The 22,176-nt window shown below is 74.1% G+C and carries 23 protein-coding genes; 16 read left to right on the top strand and 7 right to left on the bottom strand.

The features are described from left to right. Window positions 1-79: 79 nt before the first annotated feature. A complete protein-coding gene (locus ACIGW2_RS21285; protein ID WP_361580232.1) occupies window positions 80-634 on the top strand; it encodes a gluconokinase in 555 nt (184 codons plus the stop codon). Window positions 635-790: 156 nt separating this feature from the next. Beyond that, window positions 791-2,188: a GntP family permease gene (locus ACIGW2_RS21280; protein WP_391653899.1), complete on the top strand. Its 1,398-nt coding sequence runs from the start codon at window positions 791-793 to the stop codon at window positions 2,186-2,188. An 85-nt stretch (window positions 2,189-2,273) separates the two neighbouring features. On the opposite strand, the gene ACIGW2_RS21275 is transcribed toward ACIGW2_RS21280, so the two are convergent. Next, the gene (locus ACIGW2_RS21275; protein ID WP_391653901.1) at window positions 2,274-3,941 is read right to left on the bottom strand and encodes an FAD-binding dehydrogenase; all 1,668 of its coding nucleotides are present in this window, start codon (window positions 3,939-3,941) and stop codon (window positions 2,274-2,276) included. A gap of 184 nt (window positions 3,942-4,125) precedes the next feature. On the opposite strand from ACIGW2_RS21275, the gene ACIGW2_RS21270 reads away from it, so the two are divergent. The 6 genes from ACIGW2_RS21270 to ACIGW2_RS21245 all read left to right on the top strand — a co-directional run bounded on the left by ACIGW2_RS21270 (window position 4,126) and on the right by ACIGW2_RS21245 (window position 8,110). Beyond that, window positions 4,126-4,755: a TetR family transcriptional regulator gene (locus ACIGW2_RS21270; protein WP_391653902.1), complete on the top strand. Its 630-nt coding sequence runs from the start codon at window positions 4,126-4,128 to the stop codon at window positions 4,753-4,755. Window positions 4,756-4,843: 88 nt separating this feature from the next. Beyond that, window positions 4,844-5,617 (top strand): glucose 1-dehydrogenase, encoded by a 774-nt coding sequence (locus ACIGW2_RS21265; protein ID WP_399845381.1) that lies wholly within the window; start codon window positions 4,844-4,846, stop codon window positions 5,615-5,617. Window positions 5,618-5,673: 56 nt separating this feature from the next. After that, a complete protein-coding gene (locus tag ACIGW2_RS21260) occupies window positions 5,674-6,183 on the top strand; it encodes an NUDIX hydrolase (protein WP_391653904.1) in 510 nt (169 codons plus the stop codon). Window positions 6,184-6,290: 107 nt separating this feature from the next. Next, the gene (locus ACIGW2_RS21255; protein WP_356073357.1) at window positions 6,291-6,686 is read left to right on the top strand and encodes a DUF202 domain-containing protein; all 396 of its coding nucleotides are present in this window, start codon (window positions 6,291-6,293) and stop codon (window positions 6,684-6,686) included. Continuing rightward, complete coding sequence (locus ACIGW2_RS21250) at window positions 6,683-7,003, top strand: DUF202 domain-containing protein (RefSeq protein ID WP_399845092.1); 321 nt, start codon at window positions 6,683-6,685, stop codon at window positions 7,001-7,003. The genes ACIGW2_RS21255 and ACIGW2_RS21250 overlap by 4 nt, the downstream gene beginning before the upstream one ends. A 189-nt stretch (window positions 7,004-7,192) precedes the next feature. Next, window positions 7,193-8,110 (top strand): MBL fold metallo-hydrolase, encoded by a 918-nt coding sequence (locus ACIGW2_RS21245; protein WP_399845090.1) that lies wholly within the window; start codon window positions 7,193-7,195, stop codon window positions 8,108-8,110. 49 nt (window positions 8,111-8,159) lie between these two features. On the opposite strand, the gene ACIGW2_RS21240 is transcribed toward ACIGW2_RS21245, so the two are convergent. Then, on the bottom strand, window positions 8,160-9,452 hold the full coding sequence (locus ACIGW2_RS21240; RefSeq protein WP_399845089.1) for an enolase C-terminal domain-like protein: 1,293 nt from the start codon (window positions 9,450-9,452) through the stop codon (window positions 8,160-8,162). Window positions 9,453-9,580: 128 nt separating this feature from the next. Here ACIGW2_RS21240 and ACIGW2_RS21235 point away from each other — a divergent pair, with 128 nt between their 5' ends. Both ACIGW2_RS21235 and ACIGW2_RS21230 read left to right on the top strand, forming a co-directional pair. Next, complete coding sequence (locus ACIGW2_RS21235) at window positions 9,581-10,603, top strand: phosphotransferase family protein (protein WP_399845087.1); 1,023 nt, start codon at window positions 9,581-9,583, stop codon at window positions 10,601-10,603. Window positions 10,604-10,609: 6 nt separating this feature from the next. Then, on the top strand, window positions 10,610-11,824 hold the full coding sequence (locus ACIGW2_RS21230) for an acyl-CoA dehydrogenase family protein (RefSeq protein ID WP_391653909.1): 1,215 nt from the start codon (window positions 10,610-10,612) through the stop codon (window positions 11,822-11,824). Between the two features lie 24 nt (window positions 11,825-11,848). Here the strand turns inward: ACIGW2_RS21230 and ACIGW2_RS21225 are convergent, their stop codons facing one another. From ACIGW2_RS21225 to ACIGW2_RS21215, 3 genes are read right to left on the bottom strand one after another with little or no spacing between them, the layout of a single operon-like run. Beyond that, entirely contained in the window at window positions 11,849-12,442 is a 594-nt protein-coding gene (locus tag ACIGW2_RS21225; RefSeq protein ID WP_361580249.1) for a TetR/AcrR family transcriptional regulator, read from the bottom strand. Between the two features lie 29 nt (window positions 12,443-12,471). Beyond that, a complete protein-coding gene (locus tag ACIGW2_RS21220; protein WP_391653911.1) occupies window positions 12,472-14,139 on the bottom strand; it encodes a class I adenylate-forming enzyme family protein in 1,668 nt (555 codons plus the stop codon). Further along, window positions 14,136-14,900: an SDR family oxidoreductase gene (locus ACIGW2_RS21215; protein WP_391653912.1), complete on the bottom strand. Its 765-nt coding sequence runs from the start codon at window positions 14,898-14,900 to the stop codon at window positions 14,136-14,138. Before ACIGW2_RS21215 ends, ACIGW2_RS21220 begins: the two co-directional genes overlap by 4 nt. Before the next feature lie 164 nt (window positions 14,901-15,064). On the opposite strand from ACIGW2_RS21215, the gene ACIGW2_RS21210 reads away from it, so the two are divergent. The 5 genes from ACIGW2_RS21210 (at window position 15,065) to ACIGW2_RS21190 (ending at window position 20,324) form a co-directional block, all read left to right on the top strand. Next, entirely contained in the window at window positions 15,065-16,348 is a 1,284-nt protein-coding gene (locus tag ACIGW2_RS21210; RefSeq protein WP_399845082.1) for an exo-beta-N-acetylmuramidase NamZ domain-containing protein, read from the top strand. A 97-nt stretch (window positions 16,349-16,445) separates the two neighbouring features. Further along, window positions 16,446-17,645 (top strand): serine-threonine protein kinase, encoded by a 1,200-nt coding sequence (locus ACIGW2_RS21205; RefSeq protein WP_399845079.1) that lies wholly within the window; start codon window positions 16,446-16,448, stop codon window positions 17,643-17,645. A gap of 115 nt (window positions 17,646-17,760) precedes the next feature. Continuing rightward, the gene (locus ACIGW2_RS21200) at window positions 17,761-18,372 is read left to right on the top strand and encodes a hypothetical protein (protein WP_391653915.1); all 612 of its coding nucleotides are present in this window, start codon (window positions 17,761-17,763) and stop codon (window positions 18,370-18,372) included. Next, on the top strand, window positions 18,372-19,103 hold the full coding sequence (locus ACIGW2_RS21195; protein WP_399845379.1) for a 3-keto-5-aminohexanoate cleavage protein: 732 nt from the start codon (window positions 18,372-18,374) through the stop codon (window positions 19,101-19,103). Before ACIGW2_RS21200 ends, ACIGW2_RS21195 begins: the two co-directional genes overlap by 1 nt. 147 nt (window positions 19,104-19,250) lie before the next feature. Beyond that, complete coding sequence (locus ACIGW2_RS21190; RefSeq protein ID WP_399845077.1) at window positions 19,251-20,324, top strand: RNA ligase (ATP); 1,074 nt, start codon at window positions 19,251-19,253, stop codon at window positions 20,322-20,324. A 128-nt stretch (window positions 20,325-20,452) separates the two neighbouring features. On the opposite strand, the gene soxR is transcribed toward ACIGW2_RS21190, so the two are convergent. Next, on the bottom strand, window positions 20,453-20,917 hold the full coding sequence (soxR, locus tag ACIGW2_RS21185; RefSeq protein WP_361580263.1) for a redox-sensitive transcriptional activator SoxR: 465 nt from the start codon (window positions 20,915-20,917) through the stop codon (window positions 20,453-20,455). Between the two features lie 113 nt (window positions 20,918-21,030). Between soxR and ACIGW2_RS21180 the strand changes: the two genes are divergently transcribed. Further along, entirely contained in the window at window positions 21,031-21,492 is a 462-nt protein-coding gene (locus ACIGW2_RS21180; RefSeq protein WP_361580265.1) for a MaoC family dehydratase, read from the top strand. On the opposite strand, the gene ACIGW2_RS21175 is transcribed toward ACIGW2_RS21180, so the two are convergent. Further along, window positions 21,483-22,109, bottom strand: a complete 627-nt coding sequence (locus tag ACIGW2_RS21175; protein ID WP_356073402.1) for a TetR/AcrR family transcriptional regulator — start codon at window positions 22,107-22,109, stop codon at window positions 21,483-21,485. The two genes, ACIGW2_RS21180 and ACIGW2_RS21175, sit on opposite strands and share 10 nt — an antisense overlap. Window positions 22,110-22,176: the final 67 nt, after the last annotated feature.

Genomic DNA, 22,176 nt, shown 5'->3' with positions numbered 1-22,176 from the left:
AATACGTCGTACTCAATGGGTTTCATGAGCGCGACGGATCGATGTCGAAGATGTCGAAGAAGACAGCGAGGCACCCCCCATGAGCACCACCCCCCACGCCGGCACGGCGACCGGCCGTCCCCCGGTCGTCGTCGTGATGGGCGTCGCAGGAACCGGCAAGACGACGATCGGTCCGCTGGTCGCCGAGGCGCTCGGCCTCCCGTACGCGGAGGGCGACGACTTCCACCCGGCGGCCAACGTGGCCAAGATGTCGGCCGGCGTTCCGCTCGACGACCGCGACCGCGAGCCCTGGCTCGACGCGATCGGCGCGTGGGCGCACGACCGGGCGGGCCTCGGCGGGGTCGTGAGCAGCTCCGCGCTCAAGCGGGTCTACCGCGACCGGCTGCGCGCGGCCGCCCCCGGCGTGGTCTTCCTGCACCTGACCGGGGACCGGGAGCTGATCGAGCAGCGGATGAGGGCCCGCAAGGGGCACTTCATGCCGACCGCGCTCCTCGACTCCCAGTTCGCCACGCTGCAGCCGCTGCAGGAGGACGAGGCCGGCGTCGCCGTCGACGTCTCGGGCACGCCCGAGGAGATCACCGCCCGGGCCGTCGCCGCGCTGCGCCGGCTCACCGACTGCCCCGCTCCCGCCTGACCGGACCCCCTTCCCGGTCGGGCGGAGCCCCCGCACCGCCCCGCACCGCCACGGCCGCCGCCGGCCCGCCGGCCCCGGCCACCACCGGCCCCGCAGAGCCCTCCCCCCGGGCTCCCGGGCCGCTGTCCCCCGACCCCCTGACCCAAGGGACCCACCGTGACCAGTCTCAGCGTCGAGATCCTGGCAGCGGACGCCGCCGAGCCGATCACCTCGGCGGGCAACGCCCAGCTCGGCATCGCCGTGCTCGCCGGTATCGCCGTCATCGTCCTGCTCATCACCAAGTTCAAGCTGCACGCGTTCCTCGCGCTGACCATCGGGTCGCTGGCGCTGGGCGCGTTCGCCGGCGCCCCGCTCGCGGACGCCATCAAGTCCTTCACCACCGGACTCGGCAGCACCGTCGCCGGTGTCGGCGTGCTCATCGCGCTCGGCGCGATCCTCGGCAAGCTGCTCGCCGACTCGGGCGGCGCCGACCAGATCGTCGACACGATCCTGGCCAAGGCCAGTGGCCGGGCCATGCCGTGGGCGATGGTCCTGATCGCCTCCGTGATCGGTCTGCCGCTGTTCTTCGAGGTCGGCATCGTGCTGCTGATCCCGGTGGTCCTGATGGTGGCCAAGCGCGGCAACTACTCGCTGATGCGGATCGGCATCCCGGCCCTGGCCGGCCTGTCCGTGATGCACGGCCTGATCCCGCCGCACCCCGGCCCGCTCGTCGCGATCGACGCGGTCGGCGCCAACCTGGGCATCACGCTCGCCCTCGGCCTGGTCGTCGCGATCCCGACCGTGATCATCGCCGGTCCGCTCTTCTCCCGCTACGCCGCCCGCTGGGTGGACATCCAGGCGCCCGAGAAGATGATCCCGAGCCGTCCCTCCGAGGACCTGGACAAGCGTCCGGGCTTCGGCGTCACGGTCGCGACCATCCTGCTGCCGGTCGTCCTGATGCTGGTCAAGGCGCTCGTCGACATCGTCGTCGACAACCCGGAGAACGGCCTGCAGAAGGTCACCGACGTCATCGGCTCGCCGCTGATCGCCCTGCTCGCCGCCGTCATCGTGGCCATGTTCACGATGGGCCGCGCGGCCGGCTTCACCCGGGAGCGCCTGTCCTCCACCGTCGACAAGTCGCTCGCCCCGATCGCGGGCATCCTGCTGATCGTCGGCGCCGGCGGCGGCTTCAAGCAGACCCTGATCGACATCGGCGTCGGCCAGATGATCCTGGACTTCTCCAAGGACTGGTCCGTCCCGGCCCTGCTGCTCGCCTGGCTGATCGCGGTCGCGATCCGGCTCGCGACCGGTTCGGCGACGGTGGCGACGATCTCGGCCGCCGGCCTGGTGGCCCCGCTCGCCGCGGGCATGTCGACCGGTGAGGTCTCCCTGCTGGTCCTGGCGATCGGTGCCGGTTCGCTCTTCTTCAGCCACGTCAACGACGCCGGCTTCTGGCTGGTGAAGGAGTACTTCGGCATGAACGTCGGCCAGACGATCAAGACCTGGTCGGTGATGGAGACCATCATCTCGGTGGTTGGCATCGGGTTCGTGCTGCTGCTGTCCTTGGTGATCTAGCGCAGTCCCTCCCCCGTACGCGGGCCGGTCGTCCCCTCGGACGACCGGCCCGCGTCGTGCTGTCCGGCCCCGGGCCGTGGGCCGGCTACCCCACCGCCCGCGCCGCCGCACGGCCCGCCGCGCGTCCGGAGAAGAGGCAGCCGCCGAGGAAGGTGCCCTCCAGGGAGCGGTAGCCGTGCACACCGCCGCCGCCGAAGCCGGCCGCCTCGCCCGCCGCGTACACGCCGGGCAGCGGCTCGCCGCTCGCGGTGAGCACCCGCGAGGACAGGTCGGTCTGGAGGCCGCCGAGGGACTTGCGGGTCAGGATGTTGAGGCGCACGGCGATCAGTGGGCCGGCCTTCGGGTCCAGGATGCGGTGCGGGGGTGCCGTCCGGATCAGCTTGTCGCCCAGATAGCGGCGGGCCCCGCGGATCGCCATGACCTGGAGGTCCTTGGTGAAGGGATGGGCGATCTCGCGGTCGCGGGCGGTGATCTCGCGGCGCAGCGCGGTCTCGTCGATCAGGTCCTGCCCGGTGATCCGGTTCATGCCGCGGACGAGGGCGCCGAGGTCGTCCTCGACGACGAAGTCCGCGCCCTTGTCCATGAAGGCCCGGACCGGTCCGGGGACGTCGGCGCGGGCGCGGCCGAGGACGTCGCGGACGGACTTGCCGGTCAGGTCCGGGTTCTGCTCGGAGCCGGAGAGGGCGAACTCCTTGCCGATGATCTTCCGGTCGAGCACGAACCAGGTGTGGTCGTGGCCGGTGCGCATGATGTGTTCGAGGGTGCCGAGGGTGTCGAAGCCTGGGAAGAGCGGGACGGGCAGCCGCTTGCCGGTGGCGTCCAGCCAGAGCGAGGACGGCCCGGGCAGGATCCGGATGCCGTGCCGGGCCCAGATCGGGTTCCAGTTCTCGATGCCCTCGGTGTAGTGCCACATCCGGTCGCGGTTGACGTGGTGGGCGCCGGCCTTCTCGGCGATGCCCAGCATGAGGCCGTCGACGTGCGCGGGGACGCCGGAGAGCATCCGGGCGGGCGGGGTGCCGAGCCGCTCGGGCCACTGCGCGCGCACCAGGTCGTGGTTGCCGCCGATGCCGCCGGTGGTGACGATCACCGCCTGCGCGCGGTACGAGAAGGCGCCCGTGACCTCGCGGTCGCTGGCCGTGCCGCGCGGTGCGCCGGAGGGGGCGAGCACCTCTCCGGTGACCGTGTCGACGGCGCCCGCGGTGCGGGCCAGGCCGGTCACCCGGTGCCGGAAGCGGAAGCGGACCAGGCCGCGGGCGACGCCCTCGCGGACCCGGCGCTCGAAGGGGGCCACCAGGCCGGGGCCGGTGCCCCAGGTGATGTGGAAGCGGGGTACGGAGTTGCCGTGGCCGGTGGCGTCGTAGCCGCCGCGCTCGGCCCAGCCGACCACCGGGAAGAAGCGCACCCCGAGCCCGTGCAGCCAGGCGCGCTTCTCGCCGGCCGCGAAGTCCACGTACGCCTCGGCCCAGCGTCGTCCCCAGGCGTCGTCCTCGGGCCGGTCGAAGCCGGCGGTGCCCATCCAGTCCTGGAGGGCGAGGGCGTGGCTGTCGCGGATGCGCAGCCGGCGCTGCTCGGGCGAGTCGACGAGGAAGAGGCCGCCGAAGGACCAGTGCGCCTGGCCGCCGAGGGACTGTTCGGGTTCCTGGTCGAGCAGCAGCACCGTGCGGCCGGCGTCGACCAGTTCGGCGGTGGCGACGAGACCGGCGAGGCCGGCCCCGATGACGATCACGTCGGCGTCGTACGACTCATGAGGCATGCACCGCATCTTCGATACACCGGTGTATCGAGTCAACGCCCGGGAGGATTCCGGCCCGGCGCCGCGCCCGGCCACGGACTCGGCTCCGGGCCGGCCGCGGGCCCCTCGCGCCGCCGCCGCGGGCCCGCTCGCGGCCCCGCTTCCGGCCCTCCCGTTTTCTAATGTCGAGCATTAACATGGGGGCATGGCACGAACGTCGGGCCCCGAGACCCGGGACAAACTGATCCGCGCGGCCGAGGAGATCTTCGCCGCCCAGGGCGTCGACGGCGCCCAGCTGCGGGACGTCGTGGCGCTGGCCGGGCAGGGCAACCCCTCCGCCGTGCAGTACCACTTCGGCTCCCGCGCGGGGCTCCTCGACGCCGTCATGGCCGGCCGGCAGCGGCGCACCGAGCAGGTGCTCGCCCCGCTGCTCGACGCCGCTGCCGACACCACCCGCGCCCTCGTCGAGGCGCTCGTCACCGCCGAGGCGAGCGAGCTGCGCACCGACCGGGGCCGCCGCTGCCTGCGGATCTCCGCCCAGCTCAGCCACGAGAGCGGGGTCCGCTCCCGGGTCCCGCACCCGACGCTCGCCGGCACTTGCTACTGGCGCCTGATCGAGCGCGTCGAGGCCTGTCTCACGACGGAGGGGCTGCCCGAGCCGCTCCGCCTGGAGCGGCTCGACCTGGCGCTCACCGTGGTGGGCGCGGCGATGGCGGACCGGGCCCGGCAGTACCTGGACGGCAGCGATCCGCTCACCCCCGAGCCGCTGTTCCTCGCCGATCTGGTCGGGACGACCACCGCTCTGCTCCTGGCGGCACCGCCCCGGATCACCTGAACCCCCTGGGACCCCTGGCCCCCTTGAGCCCCCTGAGCCCCTTGAGCCCCCTGAGACAACCCTGAAGGGACCCCCCGTGAACCAGCCCCTGAACCACCCGCACGACCTCACCGGCAAGACCGTCCTCATCACCGGCGGCGCCCGCGGCCTGGGCGCCGAGGCGGCCCGCCAGGCGGTGGCCGCCGGAGCCAACGTGGTGATCACCGACGTCCTGGACGGGGAGGGCAGGGCGACCGCCGCCGAGCTCGGCGAGCGGGCCCGCTTCCGCCACCACGACGTGACCTCCGAGGAGGACTGGGCGGCGGCCGTCGCCCACGCCGTGACCGAGTTCGGCGGGCTGCACGGCCTGGTGAACAACGCGGGCATCTCCACCGGCGCGTTCCTGGAGACCGAGTCCGTGGAGCACTTCCGCAAGGTGCTCGACGTCAACCTGACCGGCGTCTTCATCGGCATGAAGGCCGCGATACCGGCCATGAAGGAGGCCGGCGGCGGCTCGATCGTCAACATCTCCTCGGCCGCCGGACTGATGGGCCTCGCCCTCACCGCCGGCTACGGCGCCTCCAAGTGGGGCGTGCGCGGGCTCACCAAGATCGGCGCGGTGGAGCTCGGCACCTCCCGCATCCGCGTCAACTCGGTGCACCCGGGCATGACGTACACCCCGATGACCGCCTCCGTCGGCATCGAGAAGGGCGAGGGCAAGTACCCCAACACCCCGATGGGCCGGGTCGGCGAGCCGCACGAGATCGCGGGCGCGGTGGTCTTCCTGCTCTCGGACGCCGCCTCGTACGTGACGGGCGCGGAGCTCGCGGTGGACGGCGGCTGGACCACCGGCCCGACCGTGAAGTACGTCATGGGCCAGTGACCACGGGCCGGTGCGGGGCCCGGTGCACCGGCCCGGGCCGGTGCTTTCATGGGCGCATGAGCGCTGATGAGGTACTCGACGTCGTCGACGAGCAGGACCGGGTGATCGGGCAGGCCCCGCGCGGCGAGGTCTACGCGCGGGGGCTGATCCACCGCTGCGTCTTCGTCCGGGTGCGGGACTCCCGGGGCCGCACCTTCGTCCACCGCAGGACCCCGACCAAGCTGGTCTTCCCGTCCCTGTACGACATGTTCGTGGGCGGGGTGGTCGGCGCCGGCGAGTCGTACGACGACGCCGCGCTGCGCGAGGCCGAGGAGGAGCTCGGCGTCAGCGGGCTGGCCCGTCCCGAGCCCGTCCTGACCTTCCTCTACGACTCCGAGGGCGGCGGCGGGCGCTGGTGGTCGGCGGTCTACGAGGTGCGCTGCGACCTGCCGGTGAACCCGCAGGCGGAGGAGGTCGCCTGGCACGCCTTCCTCACCGACGAGGAGCTCGCGCAGCGGCTCGACACCTGGGAGTGGGTGCCCGACGGGCGGATGGCCTACGAACGGCTGCTCGCGCACCGGGGCTGAGGGCGCGGCCCGGCCAGGGCGGGAGCCGCGTCCGGGAGGGGCGCCCGCCCGGCCACGGCGGCAGGCGCGTTCGGGAAGGTGGCCCTCCGGATCGGTAAGGTGCCCGGGTGAGCGACTTCGTACAGAGCCTGCGGCTGTGGTTCGCGCCGCAGCGCCTCCGGGAGGAGGGCGAGACCCCGGACTACCGCTTCTCCCTGGCCAACGAGCGGACCTTCCTCGCCTGGATCCGGACCGCCCTGGCGCTCATCGGCGGGGGCTTCGCCGTGGACCAGTTCCTGCCGGACCTGCGCTGGGGCGTCCGGGTCGGGCTCGCGCTCGCGCTGCTCGGCGCGGGCGTGCTGTGCGCGCTGCGGGCCGTGAACCACTGGGTGCGCTGCGAGCGCGCCATGCGGCGCGGCGCCGACCTGCCCGCCTCCCGCTTCCCGACGGTGCTGAGCCTCACGGTGGCGGTGGTCGCCGTCGCCATGGTGGTGGTCGTGGTCTTCGGCTGGGCCGGCCGGTGACCCGGCCCGCCGCCGCGGACCGCGACCCCGGGCTGCAGCCCGAGCGCACCCGGCTCGCCTGGCGGCGGACCACCCTGTCGGCCACCGTGGTGGCCGTCCTGGCGGGCAAGCAGGCGATCCACGACGACGTGACGGCCGACGGCCTGGTCGCGGCCGGGCTCTCGGCCCTGGTGTGGATCGCCTTCCTCGCGGTGGCGCACCGCCGGATCCAGTCCCTGGACGTGGGCCGCCCGCGCGCGCTCTCGCACCGGGGCGCGCTGCTCGCCGCGATGTGCACGGTCGCGTTCGCCGCGTTCGCGGTCGCCGTGCTGCTCTGACCGGCCCCGCCACGTCACGGGCAGTGGTGCGGTGGCGCCCGCGGTGCCGGCTCGCGCACCGCGCGCGTCGGGCGCCGCGTCCTGTCGGCACACCCGCCCCCTGGCCGGGGCACCCCCGACTTCCCCCGGGCCGACCGCTGCTGGCACTCTTCCCCTGTCCGATTCGGGCTCTCATCCGGGGGAATCCCTTTGCCTGCCACCGATCCGTACGTCGTCGCGCTCGCGCCGCACGTCCACGCCTTCGTCCAGCCCGACGGGGGCTGGTGCCTGAACAACGCCGGCTTCGTCGGCGATCCCCACGGCGGCGAGACGCTGCTCGTCGACACCGCCGCGACCGAGCGCCGGGCGCGGCTGCTGCGCGCGGCCGTCCTCGATGCCGGGCTCGCGCTGCCGCGCACCATCGTCTCCACCCACCACCACGGCGACCACACCTACGGCAACGGGGTGTTCCGGCCGGAGGCCCGGATCGTCGGGCACGCCAACTGCCGGGCCGAGCAGCTGGCCGCGGGGCGGCAGCTGCACCTGCTGTGGCCGCAGACCGACTTCGGCGCGGTGGAGATCCTGCCGCCGGACCTCACGTACACGGACGCGCTGACGCTGTACGTCGGGGAGACCGAGGTGCGGGTGCTGCACCCGGGCCCGGCGCACACCACCGGCGACTCGATCGTCCATCTCCCGGCGCAGGGCGTGGTGTTCACCGGCGACCTGGTGTTCCACGGCGGCACGCCGTTCCTGCCGATGGGGTCGCTGGCCGGTTCGCTGCGCGCGCTCGACCTGCTGCGCTCGCTGGACGCGCCCACCGTGGTGCCCGGGCACGGGCGGGTGACCGACCCCTCGGCGTACGACGCGACCGAGCGCTATCTGCGCTGGGTGCGGGAGCTGGCCGCCGAGGGGTACGCGAAGGGGGACCCGCCGCTGGAGACGGCCCGGGCGGCGGACCTGGGCGAGTTCGCCGCGTGGCAGGAGAGCGAGCGGCTGGTCGCCAATCTGCACCGCGCCTACGCGGAGCTGGAGGGCCTGCCCGAGGGCCATCCGCTGGACCCGGCCGCGGTGTTCGGGGACATGGCGGCGATGAACGGCGGCGTGCCGGTCGCCTGCCACGCGTAAAACGTCACGCCTCCCGGGGTCCGGGCCCCGGGGCCCGGGAGGCGGCGGCTCACCAGCGGGTGGGCCGCCAGTCCGGGTCCGCCGCGCGCATGGCGGCCGCGTCGTCGCGGTCGCGGTACCGCCCGTCGTCCCGCAGCCAGCGGCGGTGCAGGTCGGCGAGCCGGTCGCGGTCGAGCTCCACGCCGAGGCCCGGCGCGTCGGAGACGGCGAGCCGGCCGTCCCGGAAGACGGGGGTGGTGGTGAGGACGTCCTCGGTGAGCCACGGGTAGTGGGTGTCGCAGGCGTGCCGGAGCGCCGGGAGGGTCGCGGCGACCTGGGTCATGGCGGCGAGGCTGATGCCCAGGTGGGTGTTGGAGTGCATGGAGAGCCCGATGCCGTACGCGCCGCAGAGCGCGGCGAGTTCACGGGTGCGGTGCAGTCCGCCCCAGTAGTGGTGGTCGCAGAGCACGATGCGGACGGCGCCGCGCGCGAAGGCCTCGGGGACCTCGTCGAGGGAGGTCACGCACATGTTGGTGGCGAGCGGCAGCTCCGTGGCCGCCGCCACCTCCGCCATCGCCGCCACGCCCGTCGCCGGGTCCTCCAGGTACTCCAGGACCTCGGCGAGTTCGCGGGCGACGCCGAGCGAGGTCCGCACCGTCCAGGCGCCGTTGGGGTCCAGGCGCAACGGCCGGCCGGGGAACTCCTTCGCGAGGGCGCGGACGCCGGCGACCTCCTGGTCCGGCGGGAGGACGCCGCCCTTGAGCTTGAAGGAGCGGAAGCCGTGGAGGCGCTCGAAGCGGCGGGCCTGCTCGACGACGCCGGCCGGGTCGAGCGCCTCGCCCCACGCGTCGGGGGCCTGGCCGGGGTGTCCGGCCCACTTGTGGAAGAGGTACGCGCTGTACTCGACCTCGTCGCGGACCCGGCCGCCGAGCAGCGCGTGCACGGGCAGGCCGAGGGTCCTGCCGAGGGCGTCCAGGCACGCGGTCTCGACGGCGGAGACGACGGAGAGGCGCAGTTTGTCGGCGCTCTGGGCGCCACGCAGTCCGCCGGCGTCGGCCCGGGCGTCCACTCCGCCGGACCGGTGCGGGTCGCAGACCCGGGCGGCGAGCACGAACAGCTCGTTCACATGCGTGACCGGATGCCCGGGCAGGGCGTCGGCGAGCGGGCGGGCCAGGTCGAGGTACCGGGTGTCGCCGTAGGTCTCGCCGAGGCCGGTGACGCCGCCCCGCGTGACCACCTCCACCACGAGGCGGGGAGTGAAGGGCTGGTGGACGCCCTGGGTGTTGAGGAGCGGCGGGTCGGCGACGAGCACGGGAGTCAGGTGGACACGGTCGATGCGCAGCGCTGAGTCCTCGGAATCCATATGTGAACCCTATTCAGGGTGGCGGACCGGACGCCAGAGTCGCGCAGCGCCTTTCCCGGGGGACCCTGGACGACATACCGACTGGTCGGTCATCATGAACCGACGCCGATCCCGGAGGTACGCCCCGCATGAGTCCCACTCCCCCACCCGGCCTCGACCCCGAGGCGCTGCGCCGCCACCTCGACCGGGAGCGGCCCGGTCTCCTCGCCGGTCCGCTCACCGCCCGGCTGATCGAGGGCGGGCGCTCCAACCTCACGTACCTGGTGACCGACGGCACCACCCGCTGGGTCGTGCGCCGCCCGCCCCTCGGCCACGTCCTGGCCACCGCGCACGACATGACGCGCGAGCACCGGGTGATCAGCGCCCTCGCCGCCACCGCCGTGCCGGTGCCGGGGACGGTGCTGCTGTGCGAGGACGACGCGGTGCTGGGCGCGCCGTTCTACGTGATGGAGTACGTGGCGGGCACGCCGTACCGCTCGGCCGCCCAGCTCGCGCCGCTGGGCCCGGAGCGCACCCGCTCGGCCGTCCTCGGGCTGGTCGACACCCTGGTCGACCTGCACGCGGTGGACCCGGCGGCCGTCGGGCTCGGCGACTTCGGGCGCCCGGAGAGCTTCCTCGACCGGCAGCTGCGCCGCTGGGGCAAGCAGCTGGACGCCTCGCGGGGCCGCGAGCTGGACGGCATCGAGGAGCTGCACGCCGCGCTCGGGCGCGGACTGCCGTCCTCGCCCGCGCCGACCGTGATCCACGGCGACTACCGCCTGGACAACGTCCTCATCGGGGACGACGACCGGATCAGGGCGGTGCTCGACTGGGAGATGTCCACCCTCGGCGACCCGCTCACCGACCTCGGCCTCCTCGTCATGTACAGCACGCCGCTCGACGTCCCCGACTCGCCGGTGTCCACCACCGCGACGGCCGCCGGTCACCCGGCCGCCGCCGAGCTGATCGAGCGCTACGCCGCCCGCTCGGGCCGCGACGTCTCCGCCCTGTCCTGGTACACGGCCTTCGCCTGGTTCAAGCTCGCCGTGATCCTGGAGGGCATCCACTACCGCTACACCCTCGGGCAGACCGTCGGCGCCGGCTTCGACCGGATCGGCGAGCTGGTCCCGGTCTTCATCGAGCACGGCCTCACCACCCTCCAGGAAGGCTGATCCGCCATGGACTTCGCGTTCGACGCCCGCACCGAGGAGCTGCGGGCGGCCCTCCTCGCCTTCATGGACGAGCACGTGTACCCCGCCGAGCCGGTCGCCGAGGAGCAGCGGGCCGCGCTCGCCTCCCCGTGGGACACCCCCGCGATCGTCGAGGAGCTGAAGGCCGAGGCGCGCCGCCGGGGCCTGTGGAACCTCTTCCTGCCCGACGCGGAGCACGGTGCCGGGCTGACCAACCTCCAGTACGCGCCGCTCGCCGAGATCACCGGCCGCAGCCCGCACCTCGCGCCCACCGCCCTCAACTGCGCGGCCCCGGACACCGGGAACATGGAGGTGCTCGCCCAGTTCGGCGACGAGGCGCAGAAGAAGCAGTGGCTGGAGCCGCTGCTGGCCGGCGAGATCCGCTCGGCCTTCGCGATGACCGAGCCCGAGGTGGCCTCCTCCGACGCGACCAACATCGAGACCCGGATCCGGCGGGACGGGGACTCGTACGTGATCGACGGGCGCAAGTGGTACATCTCCGGGGCGATGAACCCCGACTGCCGGATCTTCATCGTGATGGGCAAGACCGACCCCGACGGCCCGGACATCCGGCGCCAGCAGTCGATGGTCCTGGTCCCCCGCGACACCCCCGGCGTCGAGGTGCGCCGGGCGATGCGGGTGTACGGCTACGAGGACCACTACCACGGCGGGCACGCCGAGGTGGTCTTCGACGGGGTCCGGGTCCCGGCGTCGAACCTGATCGGCGAGGAGGGCGGCGGCTTCGCCATCGCGCAGGCCCGGCTCGGGCCGGGCCGCATCCACCACTGCATGCGGCTGATCGGCATGGCCGAGCGGGCCGTGGAGCTGATGTGCCGGCGCGCCGTCTCCCGTACCGCCTTCGGCAAGGCCCTCGCGCAGCAGGGCGTGGTGCAGAACTGGATCGCGGACGCCCGGGTGACGATCGAGCAGCTGCGGCTGCTCGTCCTGAAGACGGCCTGGCTGATGGACACCGTCGGCAACCGCGGGGCCCACACCGAGATCCAGGCGATCAAGATCGCCACCCCGCGGGCGGTCGTCGACATCATCGACAGGGCGGTCCAGCTGCACGGCGCCGGCGGCGTCTCGCAGGACTTCCCGCTGGCCGAGCTGTGGGCCGCGGCCCGCACGCTGAAGCTGGCCGACGGGCCGGACGAGGTGCACCAGCGCTCGCTGGCCCGCCGGGAGCTGAAGAGGTACCTCTAGCCTCCGGGGCCGAAGGCCTCGGCGTTACGGGCGCAGGGCCCGCAGCAGGAGGCCGGCCAGGTGGTCGGCGACCTGCTGCGGGCTGAGCGGCCCGTCCGGGCGGTACCAGGTCGACAGGTGGTGGACCGAACCGAAGTGGTAGTCCACCACCAGGTCGGCGGGCGTCTCGTCGGAGAACACCCCGGTGCGCTGGCCCTCCTCGATCAGGGCGCGGAAGCGCTCGTGGTAGCGCCGCCGCTCGGTCCGCACCTGCTTGTTCTTCTCCGGGCTCAGGTGGTGCATCGAGCGGAAGAAGATCGAGGCGTCGTCGAGGTTCTCGATGGTGGTGACGACGACGTCCGCGGCGGCGTCCCGCAGGCGCTGCTCCACCGGCGCGTCCGCCTCCGCGAAGGCGTCGAGCCGCTCCTGCTGGAGGCGCAGCACGCGCGCGTAGACCTCCTGGAGCAGGTCCTCCTTGGAGCCGAAGTAGTGGTAGAGGGCGCCCTTGGTGACGCCCGCCGCCTCGACGATCTCCTGCACGGAGGTGCGGTCGTAGCCCTGCTCGGCGAAGAGCCGGGTGGCGGCGGCGAGGAGCCGCTGGGGAACGGGCGCCCCGTTCCCCTCCGTCGTCCTGGCCATGCTGCGCCGCCTTTCGTTCACGCGTGTGCTCACTTCCGGGACCGCAGGTCCCGCCTGAGGATCTTCCCACTAGTCGTCTTGGGCAGCTCCGGCAGGATCTCGACCTCGCGCGGGTACTTGTACGCGGCGAGCCGCTCGGCACAGTACGCGGACAGCTCCGCCGGTGCGGCGGCGGCGCCCGGGCGCAGGCTCACGTAAGCCTTCACCGTCTCGCCCCGGTAGGCGTCCGGCACGCCGACGACGGCCGCCTCGCGGACCGCCGGGTGGGTGTAGAGCACGTCCTCGACCTCGCGCGGCCAGACCTTGAAGCCGGAGGCGTTGATCATGTCCTTCTTGCGGTCGACGACGTAGAGCCAGCCGTCGGCGTCCATGAAGCCGATGTCGCCGGTGCGCAGCTCGCCGTCGGGGAAGGCGGCGGCGGTGGCCTCGGGCAGCCCCCAGTAGCCGGGCACGACCTGCGGGCCGCGGACGGCGATCTCGCCGTGCTCGCCGAAGGGCACGTCGGCGCCGTCCTCGTCGACGATGCGGACGATCGTGTCGGGGCCCGGCACGCCGACCGAGAGGGTGCCGGAGACCGGGTCGACGGGCGCCTCGTGCTCCGGCGGCACGGAGGCGCAGGGGGCGGTGCACTCGGTGAGGCCGTAGCCGTTGCGCAGGTAGGGGCCGAAGCCGGCCCGGAACTTCTCGACCAGGGCGGGCGGCACGGGCGCGCCGCCGGAGGAGATGACGAGGAAGGAGGAGAAGTGGTCGGGGGTGGCGGCCGGGTGCGCGGCGAGCGCCATGAAGGCGGTGGAGGGGCCGACGGTGTAGGCGGGGCGGTGCTCCAGGAAGGCGTCGAGGACCGCTCCGGGCTCGAAGCGGTGGGCGAGGACCAGGGTGCCGCCGTTGGCGAAGCAGGCGCCGAGCTCGCAGACCAGTCCGGTGATGTGGAAGAGCGGGGCGAGGGCGAAGTAGCCGGCGCCGGGCGGGACCGGGTGGCCGGTGCGCTGGCGTTCGGCGTTGTGGACGATGCCCCGGTGCAGGTTGAGGGCGCCCTTGGGGGTGCCGCTGGTGCCGGAGGTGTAGCTGATCAGGGCGATGTCGTCGGTGGTGAGTTCGCGCCCGGCGGGCGCGGGGTGGCCGGCGCGGGCGACGGCGAGGAGGTCGTCGACCTCGGTGGGGACCGGTTCGAAGCCGAGGACGCGGGGGTCGTCGCGGGTCTGGAGCTGGCGCTCGTCGGCGGTGAGGGCGACGGTGACGCCGGCCTCGGCGGCGGTCTCGCGGAGGAAGCCGGCCCAGGCGCGGTCGGCGCAGACGACGGCGCGGGCGCCGGAGTCGCGCAGGGCGTGGCCGACCTCGGCCGTCTTGTACATGGGGTTGAGCGGGACGACCGTGGCACCGGCCTTCCAGGCGCCGAGCAGCGCGAGCACGAAGTGCGGGCTGTTCTGCAGCATGACCGCGACCCGGTCGCCGCGCTCGACGCCGCGGGCGGCGAGGTGGCCGGCGACGGAGTCGGAGAGGGCGTCGGTCTCGGCGTAGCCGAGGCGCCCGTCGAAGTAGACGACCGCCGGGTGGTCCGGGGTGCGGGCCGCGGCGGCCCGGAAGGCGTGCAGGAGGGTGGGCGGCGGGTCGATCGGGGCCCGCTGGGCCTCGCTGAGCCGGCCGAGCCAGGGCTTGGCGGCGTAGATCGACGTGCCGTCGGTGGTGGTGCCGGTCATGCGTCCTCCCCTTCCCACTTCCGCTGGATGTGGTTCATGCTGCCGAGCCAGCGCTCGGGGTCGCCGGCCCTGGCGCGGTAGTAGGCGCCGACCTCGGGGTGCGGGAGGACCAGGAAGCGGTCCTCGGCCATGGCCGCGAAGAGCGCGTCGGCGACGTCCTCGGGTTCGATGGCGGTGGGGGCGAGCACGAGTTCGCCGGCCGAGCCGGCCGCGGTCAGCATGTCCGTGCGCACGCCCTGCGGGCAGATCGCGTGCACCTTGAGGCCGCGGTGGCGGTAGGTGAGCGAGAGCCATTCGGCGAAGGCGTACGCGCCGTGCTTGGAGACGCTGTACGGGGCGGCGCCGACCATGGTGAGCAGTCCGGCGGCGGACACGGTGGAGACGAAGCGTCCCCGGCCGCGCTCCAGCCAGTCGGGCAGCAGGGCGCGGGCGGCGCGGACGTGCGCCATCACGTTGACGTCCCAGGCGGCGGCCCACACCCGCTCGTCGGCGAAGGCGTCGCCGGGCGAGGCGAGTCCGGCGTTGGCGCACCACACGTCGATCCGGCCGCCGAGCGCGGCGCGGGCCTCCTCGACGACGGCGGAGGCGTCGCCGGGGACGGCGAGGGCGCCGATCTCCTCGGCCGCCGCCTTGGTGCGGTCCGGGTCGAGGTCGTTGACGACGACCCGCGCCCCCTCGGCGGCGAACCGGCGGGCGAGTGCGGCTCCGATGCCGCCCGCCGCGCCCGTGACGACCACTCCCTGGCCCCGCACCGTACTCATCCGGCCCACCTCTCCGTCGTCGTTCCCGGGCCCCCGTGCGGGCAGACTAACCGGTCGGTATGGAGTGGGGGAAGAGAGTGGCGCGGTACGCCTCGTTCCGCGCGGGCCGTGCCGGCGCTAGCCTGCGGGGCCATGTCAGGGAAGGCGATCAAGGAGGTTTCCCCATGAGCCGTGCCGACCTGTCCCGACGCGGGCTGCTGACCGCCGGCGGCGCCGCGCTGGCCACCGGCGCGCTGACCACCGGCGCCGTCCTCGCCGGGTCCGGCCCGGCCGCCGCCGACGCGCCGCCCGGCCGGGGCCGCCGGGTGCGCACCGGATTCGACCGCCTCGCCGACGACGGCTACGCGCCGCTGGCCGGGCAGCGGGTGGGCGTGGTCACCAACCCCACCGGCATCACCGCCGAGGCCCGGCACCTGGTGGACGTGATGCACGCCGACGAACGCGTCGACCTGGTCGCCGTCTTCGGCCCCGAGCACGGCTTCCGCGGCACCGCCCAGGCCGGCGGCTCCGAGGGGCGCCACGAGGACCCGGCGACCGGACTGCCCGTCTACGACACGTATCTGAAGAGCGGTCAGCCGCTCGCCGACATCTTCACCGCCTCCGGCGTGGACACGGTGGTCTTCGACATCCAGGACGTCGGCGCCCGCTTCTACACGTACATCTGGACGCTGTACGACTGCATGGCGGCCGCCGCGCTCGCGGGGAAACGTTTCGTGGTCCTGGACCGCCCGAACCCGGTGACCGGGCGGGCCGCGCTCGGCCCGGTCCTGGACCGGGCCTTCGCCACCTTCGTGGGCCGCGAGCCGATCGCGCAGGCGCACGGCATGACGGTGGCGGAGCTGGCCCGGCTGTTCAACGCGGAGTTCCTGCCCAAGCCGGTCCCGCTGGAGACGGTCGCCATGACCGGCTGGCGGCGCGCGGACTTCTTCGACGCGACCGGGCTGCCCTGGGTGCCGCCCAGCCCCAACATGCCGACGCCCGACACGGCACTCGTCTACTCCGGCACCTGCCTCTTCGAGGGCACCAACCTCTCCGAGGGCCGCGGCACCACCCGCCCCTTCGAACTCCTCGGCGCGGAGGGCATCGACGGCCGCTGGGCGGAGGCCGCGAACGCCGCCGGCCTGCCGGGCGTGCGCTTCCGCGAGGCGTACTTCGCCCCCACCTTCTCCAAGTTCCAGGGCAAAACGGTCGGCGGCGTCCAGCTCATGGTCCACGACCGCGAGACCTTCGACCCGGTCCGCACGGCCGTCGCCCTGCTCGTCACCGCCCGCCGCGTCTGGCCCGGATTCGCCTGGCGCCCCGACCACTGGATCGACAAGCTCACCGGCTCGACCCGCGTCCGCACCCTGATCGACGCGGGAGCGGACACGGACGAGGTCGTCGGCGCCTGGTCGTCGGACCTGGCGGCCTTCCGGGAACTGCGGGGGGAGTACCTGCTGTACCACTAGACCGCCCCAGCCGTGACGCGCGCCGTGCGTGTCCGCCCCCGCGCGCGGGAAGAATGCCGGTGCCGACCGGCGCTCCTCGACGCGGAGGGACGGGCCCATGACGGTGACGAGTGTCGAGCCGTACCGCGAGGTGGTGCTCGACAAGGACGGCGACGGGCCGGGCGGGCAGGCGGCGGCGCTCGCGGGGCTCGCGCGCGAGGGGTGCACGGATCTGGTGCTCTTCGCGCACGGCTGGAACAACTCGCCCTCCGTGGCGAGCGGTCTCTTCGACCGCTTCTTCGAGCCCTTCCCCGGGGTCACGGGACCGGGCCGGAGGCTCGGGTTCGCGGGGCTGGTGTGGCCCTCGATCATGTTTTCCGACGAGCGGGTGCCGGACTATCCGGCGCTGCGGGCCGTCCTGCCGGAGCGGGCGGCGACGGTGGACCGGATCGAGGGGCTGCTGGCCGCCGAACCGGCGAACGAGGCGGCCCTGGAGGAGTTCGCCGGGCTGCTGCGGGAGCTGACCGGGACCAGCGCCGAGGGACGGGCGGCGGTCGGGACCGTGGCCTCGGTGCCACAGTTCCTGGTGGGCGAACCGGCCCTGGTGTACGGGATGTTCGCCGACGCCCTGGAGGGGGCGGAGGGCGCCGGGGCCGAGGCGCTGTTCGGCGGGAACCCGGCGGTGCGCTGGTGGAAGGGCGCCAGGGAGGCGCTGCGGCAGGCCACCTACTTCACGATGAAGCGCCGGGCGGGCGTGGTCGGCGAGCGGGGCCTCGGCCCGCTGCTCGGCGAGCTCGGCCGGGCGGCGCCGGGGCTGCGGGTGCACCTGGTCGGGCACAGCTTCGGCGCCCGGCTGGTCGCGCACGCGCTGCGCGGACTGCCGGCCGGGGCGCGGAACGTGAAGTCGGTGACCCTGCTCCAGGGCGCCTTCTCGCACTACGCCTTCGCCGCCCGGCTGCCGCACGACCGCGGCCACGGCGGCTCGCTGGCCGGACTGCAGGACCGGATCGACGGGCCGCTGGTGGCCTGCCACTCTCACCGCGACACGGCGCTGCGGGTCTTCTACCCGCTGGCCTCCCGGATCTCCCGGGACGACGAGTCGCTGCTCGGCGACGAGCGGCGCTGGTGGGCGATCGGCTACGACGGCGTGCAGGCCGTCCCGGGCACGGCGGCCCGCACCCTCGCGGCCGTCCTGGCCGACGGGCTGCCCGGGACCGGCTGCGTGAGCGTGGACACGGCGGCCGTGGTGTCCGAGCACAGCGACATCTGCCACGCCGAGCTGGCCCGGGTGGTGGCGCGAGCGGGCCGGTTCGACTGAGCGCGGCCCCGGCCCGGCCGGCCCGCGACCGGGTTCCGGGCCGGTGATGGAACAGGACGCGGCTCTCGTTCGTCCCTCTCTTAGCACCGGAGTGCTAGCGACGGAGGTGGAGACGATGGCCGGGTTCCGGAGTCTCGCGAGACAGGTCCGCGACCCTGGGTGCGACACGGCGTTGCGCCGCTATTCGCTGCGCAAGTGCCTGGAGCGGTTCGCGCCGTACGGTCACCGGGCGACCTGGGACCATCTGTGCCGCAGGCACGGCTTCGGTCCCGAGGACCGGGAGGCCGATCCGAGCCGGCTGGTGGCCGCGCTCGACGAGCTGGAGGCGGCGCGGCGGATCTGGCTCGCGTACGAGGAGGAGTTCGCCGAGCGGCGGCGGCGCGAGAAGCACGACGGACTGCGCCGCCCGGACGGGCTCGACGAGTGGCACCGCGGGATCTGGGGCGGCAACGGGGTGGCCCGCTGCGACGACCCGGCCCACCACCCGGCCGAGCCGCTGCCGGAGGTGGTGGGGCGCCTGGTGGCCGCGCTGCGGCGGGATCCGGGCGAGCACTGCCCGGTGTGCGCGGGGCCGCGCATCGAGTGGCGCGACGGGCCGGCGGACGAGCCCTGGCTCGGTCCGGCCTGCGAGGACTGCGGGGTGCTGATACCGCGGGCGGTGCTGACGCCCCGGGCGCTGGCCCGGACCCGCGGTGCCGGCACGGCCCGGCTTGCGTCGGTGGCGTGATGCTCCAGGTGTGCCTCAACGGCCGCCGCGGACCCGGGGAGTCCGCGGCCGTCCCGGCGGTCCCGGAGGCGCTGGCCGAGGCCGCGGCGGCGGCCGTCGCGGCGGGCGCCGGGGACGTGCACGTGCATCCGAGGACGCCGTGCGGGAGCGACACCCTCTCGCCGCGGGTGCTCGCCGAGACGCTGACCGCGATCCGCGCGGTGGTGGACGTGCCGGTGGGCGTGACGACCGGGGCCTGGGCGGAGCCCGACCCGGTGCGCCGGCTGGCCCGGGTACGGTCCTGGACCGTGCTGCCGGACCACGCCTCCGTGAACTGGCACGAGCCGGGCGCCGAGTCCCTCGCCGCGGCCCTGCTCGACCGGGGCGTGGCGGTGGAGGCGGTGCTGTGCTCGGGCACCGACGGCCCGGCCCGTTTCCTGCGCTCGGCGTGGGCGCCCCGGGTACGGCGGGTGGTGGCCGCGGTGCGGGACCCCTCACCGGTGCGGGCCGAGGAGACCGCGCGGGCCCTGCTCGCGGCGCTCGCCCGGTCCCCGCACGCCCGGCCGGTGCTGCTGCACGGTGTGGACGGCTCGGCCTGGCCGGTCCTGCGGCTCGCCCGGCGTCTCGGCCTGGGCACCCGGATCGGCCTGGAGGACACCCTGCTGCTCCCGGACGGCACCCCGGCCGCCTCGAACGCCCGGCTCGTCGCGGCGGCACTCGCCGAACCCGCCGCGGCGCCCCTGCCGGCGTAGGCGGTCGCACGCCCCGCCCGGGGCGGCACCCGGCGAAAGGGAGGGACGCTACCAGGCAACAAAGCGTTCGCCCACGGGAATTCGGACCGGCACAGTGGAGCGCGATGACCACGCCACCCGATCACCCGAAACGACCGGAGTTCTGACATGTCGACGCTGCGCGTCACCGCCGAGACCCTGACCGTCCACGAGCACCCCGACGCCGACGCCCTGGAGCTCGCGCAGGTCGGCCTCTACCGGGCCGTCGTCGCCAAGGGCAGCTACCGGTCGGGCGACGTGGCGGTCTACATCCCCGAACAGGCGGTGCTGCCCGCCGCGTTGGTCGAGGAGCTGGGGCTGACCGGGCGGCTCGCGGGCAAGGCCTCGGACCGGGTCAAGGCGGTGCGGCTGCGCGGCGAGCTGTCGCAGGGCATCGTGTGCCGGCCGAAGGCGCTCGACGGGGTGGACCTGGAGCGGGCGGCGAAGGAGGGCACGGACTTCGCGGAGCTGCTCGGGATCGTCAAGTGGTCGCCGCCGGTCCCGCCGACCATGAGCGGCGAGGTGGAGTCGGCCCCGGACCTGCTGCCCTGGGTGGAGATCGAGAACCTGCACCGCTTCCCCGACGTGTTCGCGCCCGGCGAGCCGGTGGTCCTCACCGAGAAGCTGCACGGCACGGCCTGCCTGGTCACCCACCTCGCGGCGGAGGGCCGGACCCTGGTCTCGTCCAAGGGCTTCGGGGCCAAGGGCCTGGCCCTGAAGGAGGACCCGCGCAACCTGTACTGGCGCGCGGTCCACGGCCACGGTCTGCCCGCCGTCGCGGCCCGGCTCGCCGCGCGCCTCGGGGCGTCCCGCGTCGGGCTGTTCGGCGAGGTGTACGGGGCCGGGGTGCAGGACCTGGGGTACGGGGCCGACGCCCGCGCCCGGGACGGCGTCGGCTTCGCGCTGTTCGACCTGGCCGCCGAGATCGACGGGCGGGTGCGCTGGCTGGACCCGGCCGAGGTCCTGGAGCCGGGTGAGCTGCCCCTCGTACCGCGGCTGTACACCGGCCCGTACGACCTGGACACCGTGCTCGCGCTGGCCACCGGCCGGGAGACGGTCTCCGGGCGCGAACTGCACCTGCGCGAGGGGGTGGTGATCCGCCCGGTGGCCGAGCGGCACAGCCCGGTCGTCGGCGGGCGGGCCATCGCGAAGGCGGTCAGCCCGGCGTATCTGACCCGCAAGGGCGGCACCGAGTACGAGTGACACCGGCCGCACGGCCACGCAAACCGGGCGGGGCCCACCCACGGGGGTGGTGGGCCCCGCCCTTCTCATGCCGCCGGTCCCGTCTCGATCACGGGGCCAGTCCTTCCGGCACTCAGTCCTTCCGGCACTCAGTCCTTCCGGCGCTCCGGCATCAGACGCGAGCCGGTGAGGCGCTCGCCGAAGACGTCGTCGGGGTTGGACAGGACGCACTTCTCCAGGGAGAGACAGCCGCAGCCGATGCAGTCGCTGAGGTGGTCGCGGAGCCGGCCGAGCTGGCGGATCCGCTCGTCGAGCTCGGCCCGCCAGTCCGCCGAGAGCCGGGCCCAGTCCTCGTGGGTCGGGGTGCGTTCCTCGGGCAGCCGGGCGAGTGCGTCGCGGACGGTGGCGAGCGGGATGCCGACCCGCTGGGCCGCCCGGATGAAGGCGACCCGGCGCAGGATGTCCCGTCCGTAGCGGCGCTGGTTGCCGCTGGTGCGACGGCTGCTGATCAGGCCCTTCGCCTCGTAGAAGTGGAGGGCGGAGACGGCCGCTCCGCTGCGCGCGGACAGCTGGCCGACGGTGAGTTCGTGGATCTTCTCGGGAATCTGCGGCACCCGTCCGAGCCTACGTGAGACGGGTGCGTTGACAGGAGCCGCCGACTGCCCGCAACATGCTAAGCAGTTGCTTAGATGATGCGGGTCAGACATTGCGGGAGAGGGAGCGGAACATGGCCGAGCCGAGGATCTTCACCTCCGCCGAGGAGCTGCGCGCCGGGGTCGGCGAGCAGCTGGGGCACAGCGACTGGCTGGAGATCGAGCAGAAGCGGATCGACCAGTTCGCCGAGGCCACCGGTGACCACCAGTGGATCCACGTCGATCCGGAGCGCGCGGCCGACGGCCCGTTCGGGAGGACCATCGCCCACGGCTACCTCACCCTCTCGCTGCTCCCCACGCTGGTGCCGCAGATCATGCGGGTGGAGGGCATGAAGATGGGCCTCAACTACGGCACCAACAAGGTGCGGTTCCCCGCCCCGGTGCCGGTGGGCTCCCGGCTGCGGGCCACCGCCGTGCTCACCGAGGTGACGGAGGCGGGCGGCGGCGTGCAGGTGACGGCGACGGTGACCGTGGAGCGCGAGGGCGGCGACAAGCCGGTCTGCGTCGCGGAGTCGGTCTCCCGCTACTACTTCTGAGCGCCGACCATCCGGAGCACCAGGTCGGCGTAGAGCGCGCCGACCTGGTCGGCCGTGTGCCGGCCCTGGGTGTTGAACCAGCGCGAGACGTCGATGCACAGCGAGAGGATCGCGACCGCGGTGCCGGCCACGTCGGAGACGTCGAACTCCCCCGCCGCCACGCCCTCGTCGATGATCCGCCGCACGGTGGCGTCCGACTCGCGGCGCAGCGCCACGATCTCGGTGCGGTGCTCGGGGCCGAGGGCGTCGAGCTCGTACTGCACGACCCGCGCGGTGGTGTGCCGCTCGGCGTGCCAGCGCACGAAGGAGCGCACGGCGTCGGCGAGCCGCTCGGCGGCGGTGCCGGGGCCGTCGGCGGAGGCCCGGAGGATCTCCAGGGCCTTGTCGTGGCCGATCCGGCTGATCCGGTGGAGCAGCTCTTCCTTGGTCTTGTAGTGGATGTAGAGGGCGGCCGGGCTCATGCCGGCCCGGCCCGCGATGTCCCGGGTCGTGGTGGCGTGGTAGCCGCGCTCGGCGAAGGCCTCGACGGCCGCGACCAGCAGGCGCCGGGCGGCCTCGGGCGTGACCTCGCCCCACGGCATGTCCTCGCCGCCGGGGGTCTCCTCCGCCGCGCTCATCGCACACTCCTCCTCGGGCCGTCAGGGACGAACACCATACAACGAAGCTGAGCAAGCGCTTAGGGAT

This window comes from Streptomyces sp. NPDC053541 (genome assembly GCF_044544705.1).
GTDB lineage: Bacteria > Actinomycetota > Actinomycetes > Streptomycetales > Streptomycetaceae > Streptomyces.
The sequence above is the reverse complement of the archived record's forward strand: the minus strand, read 5'-3'. Positions and strand labels throughout refer to the sequence as shown.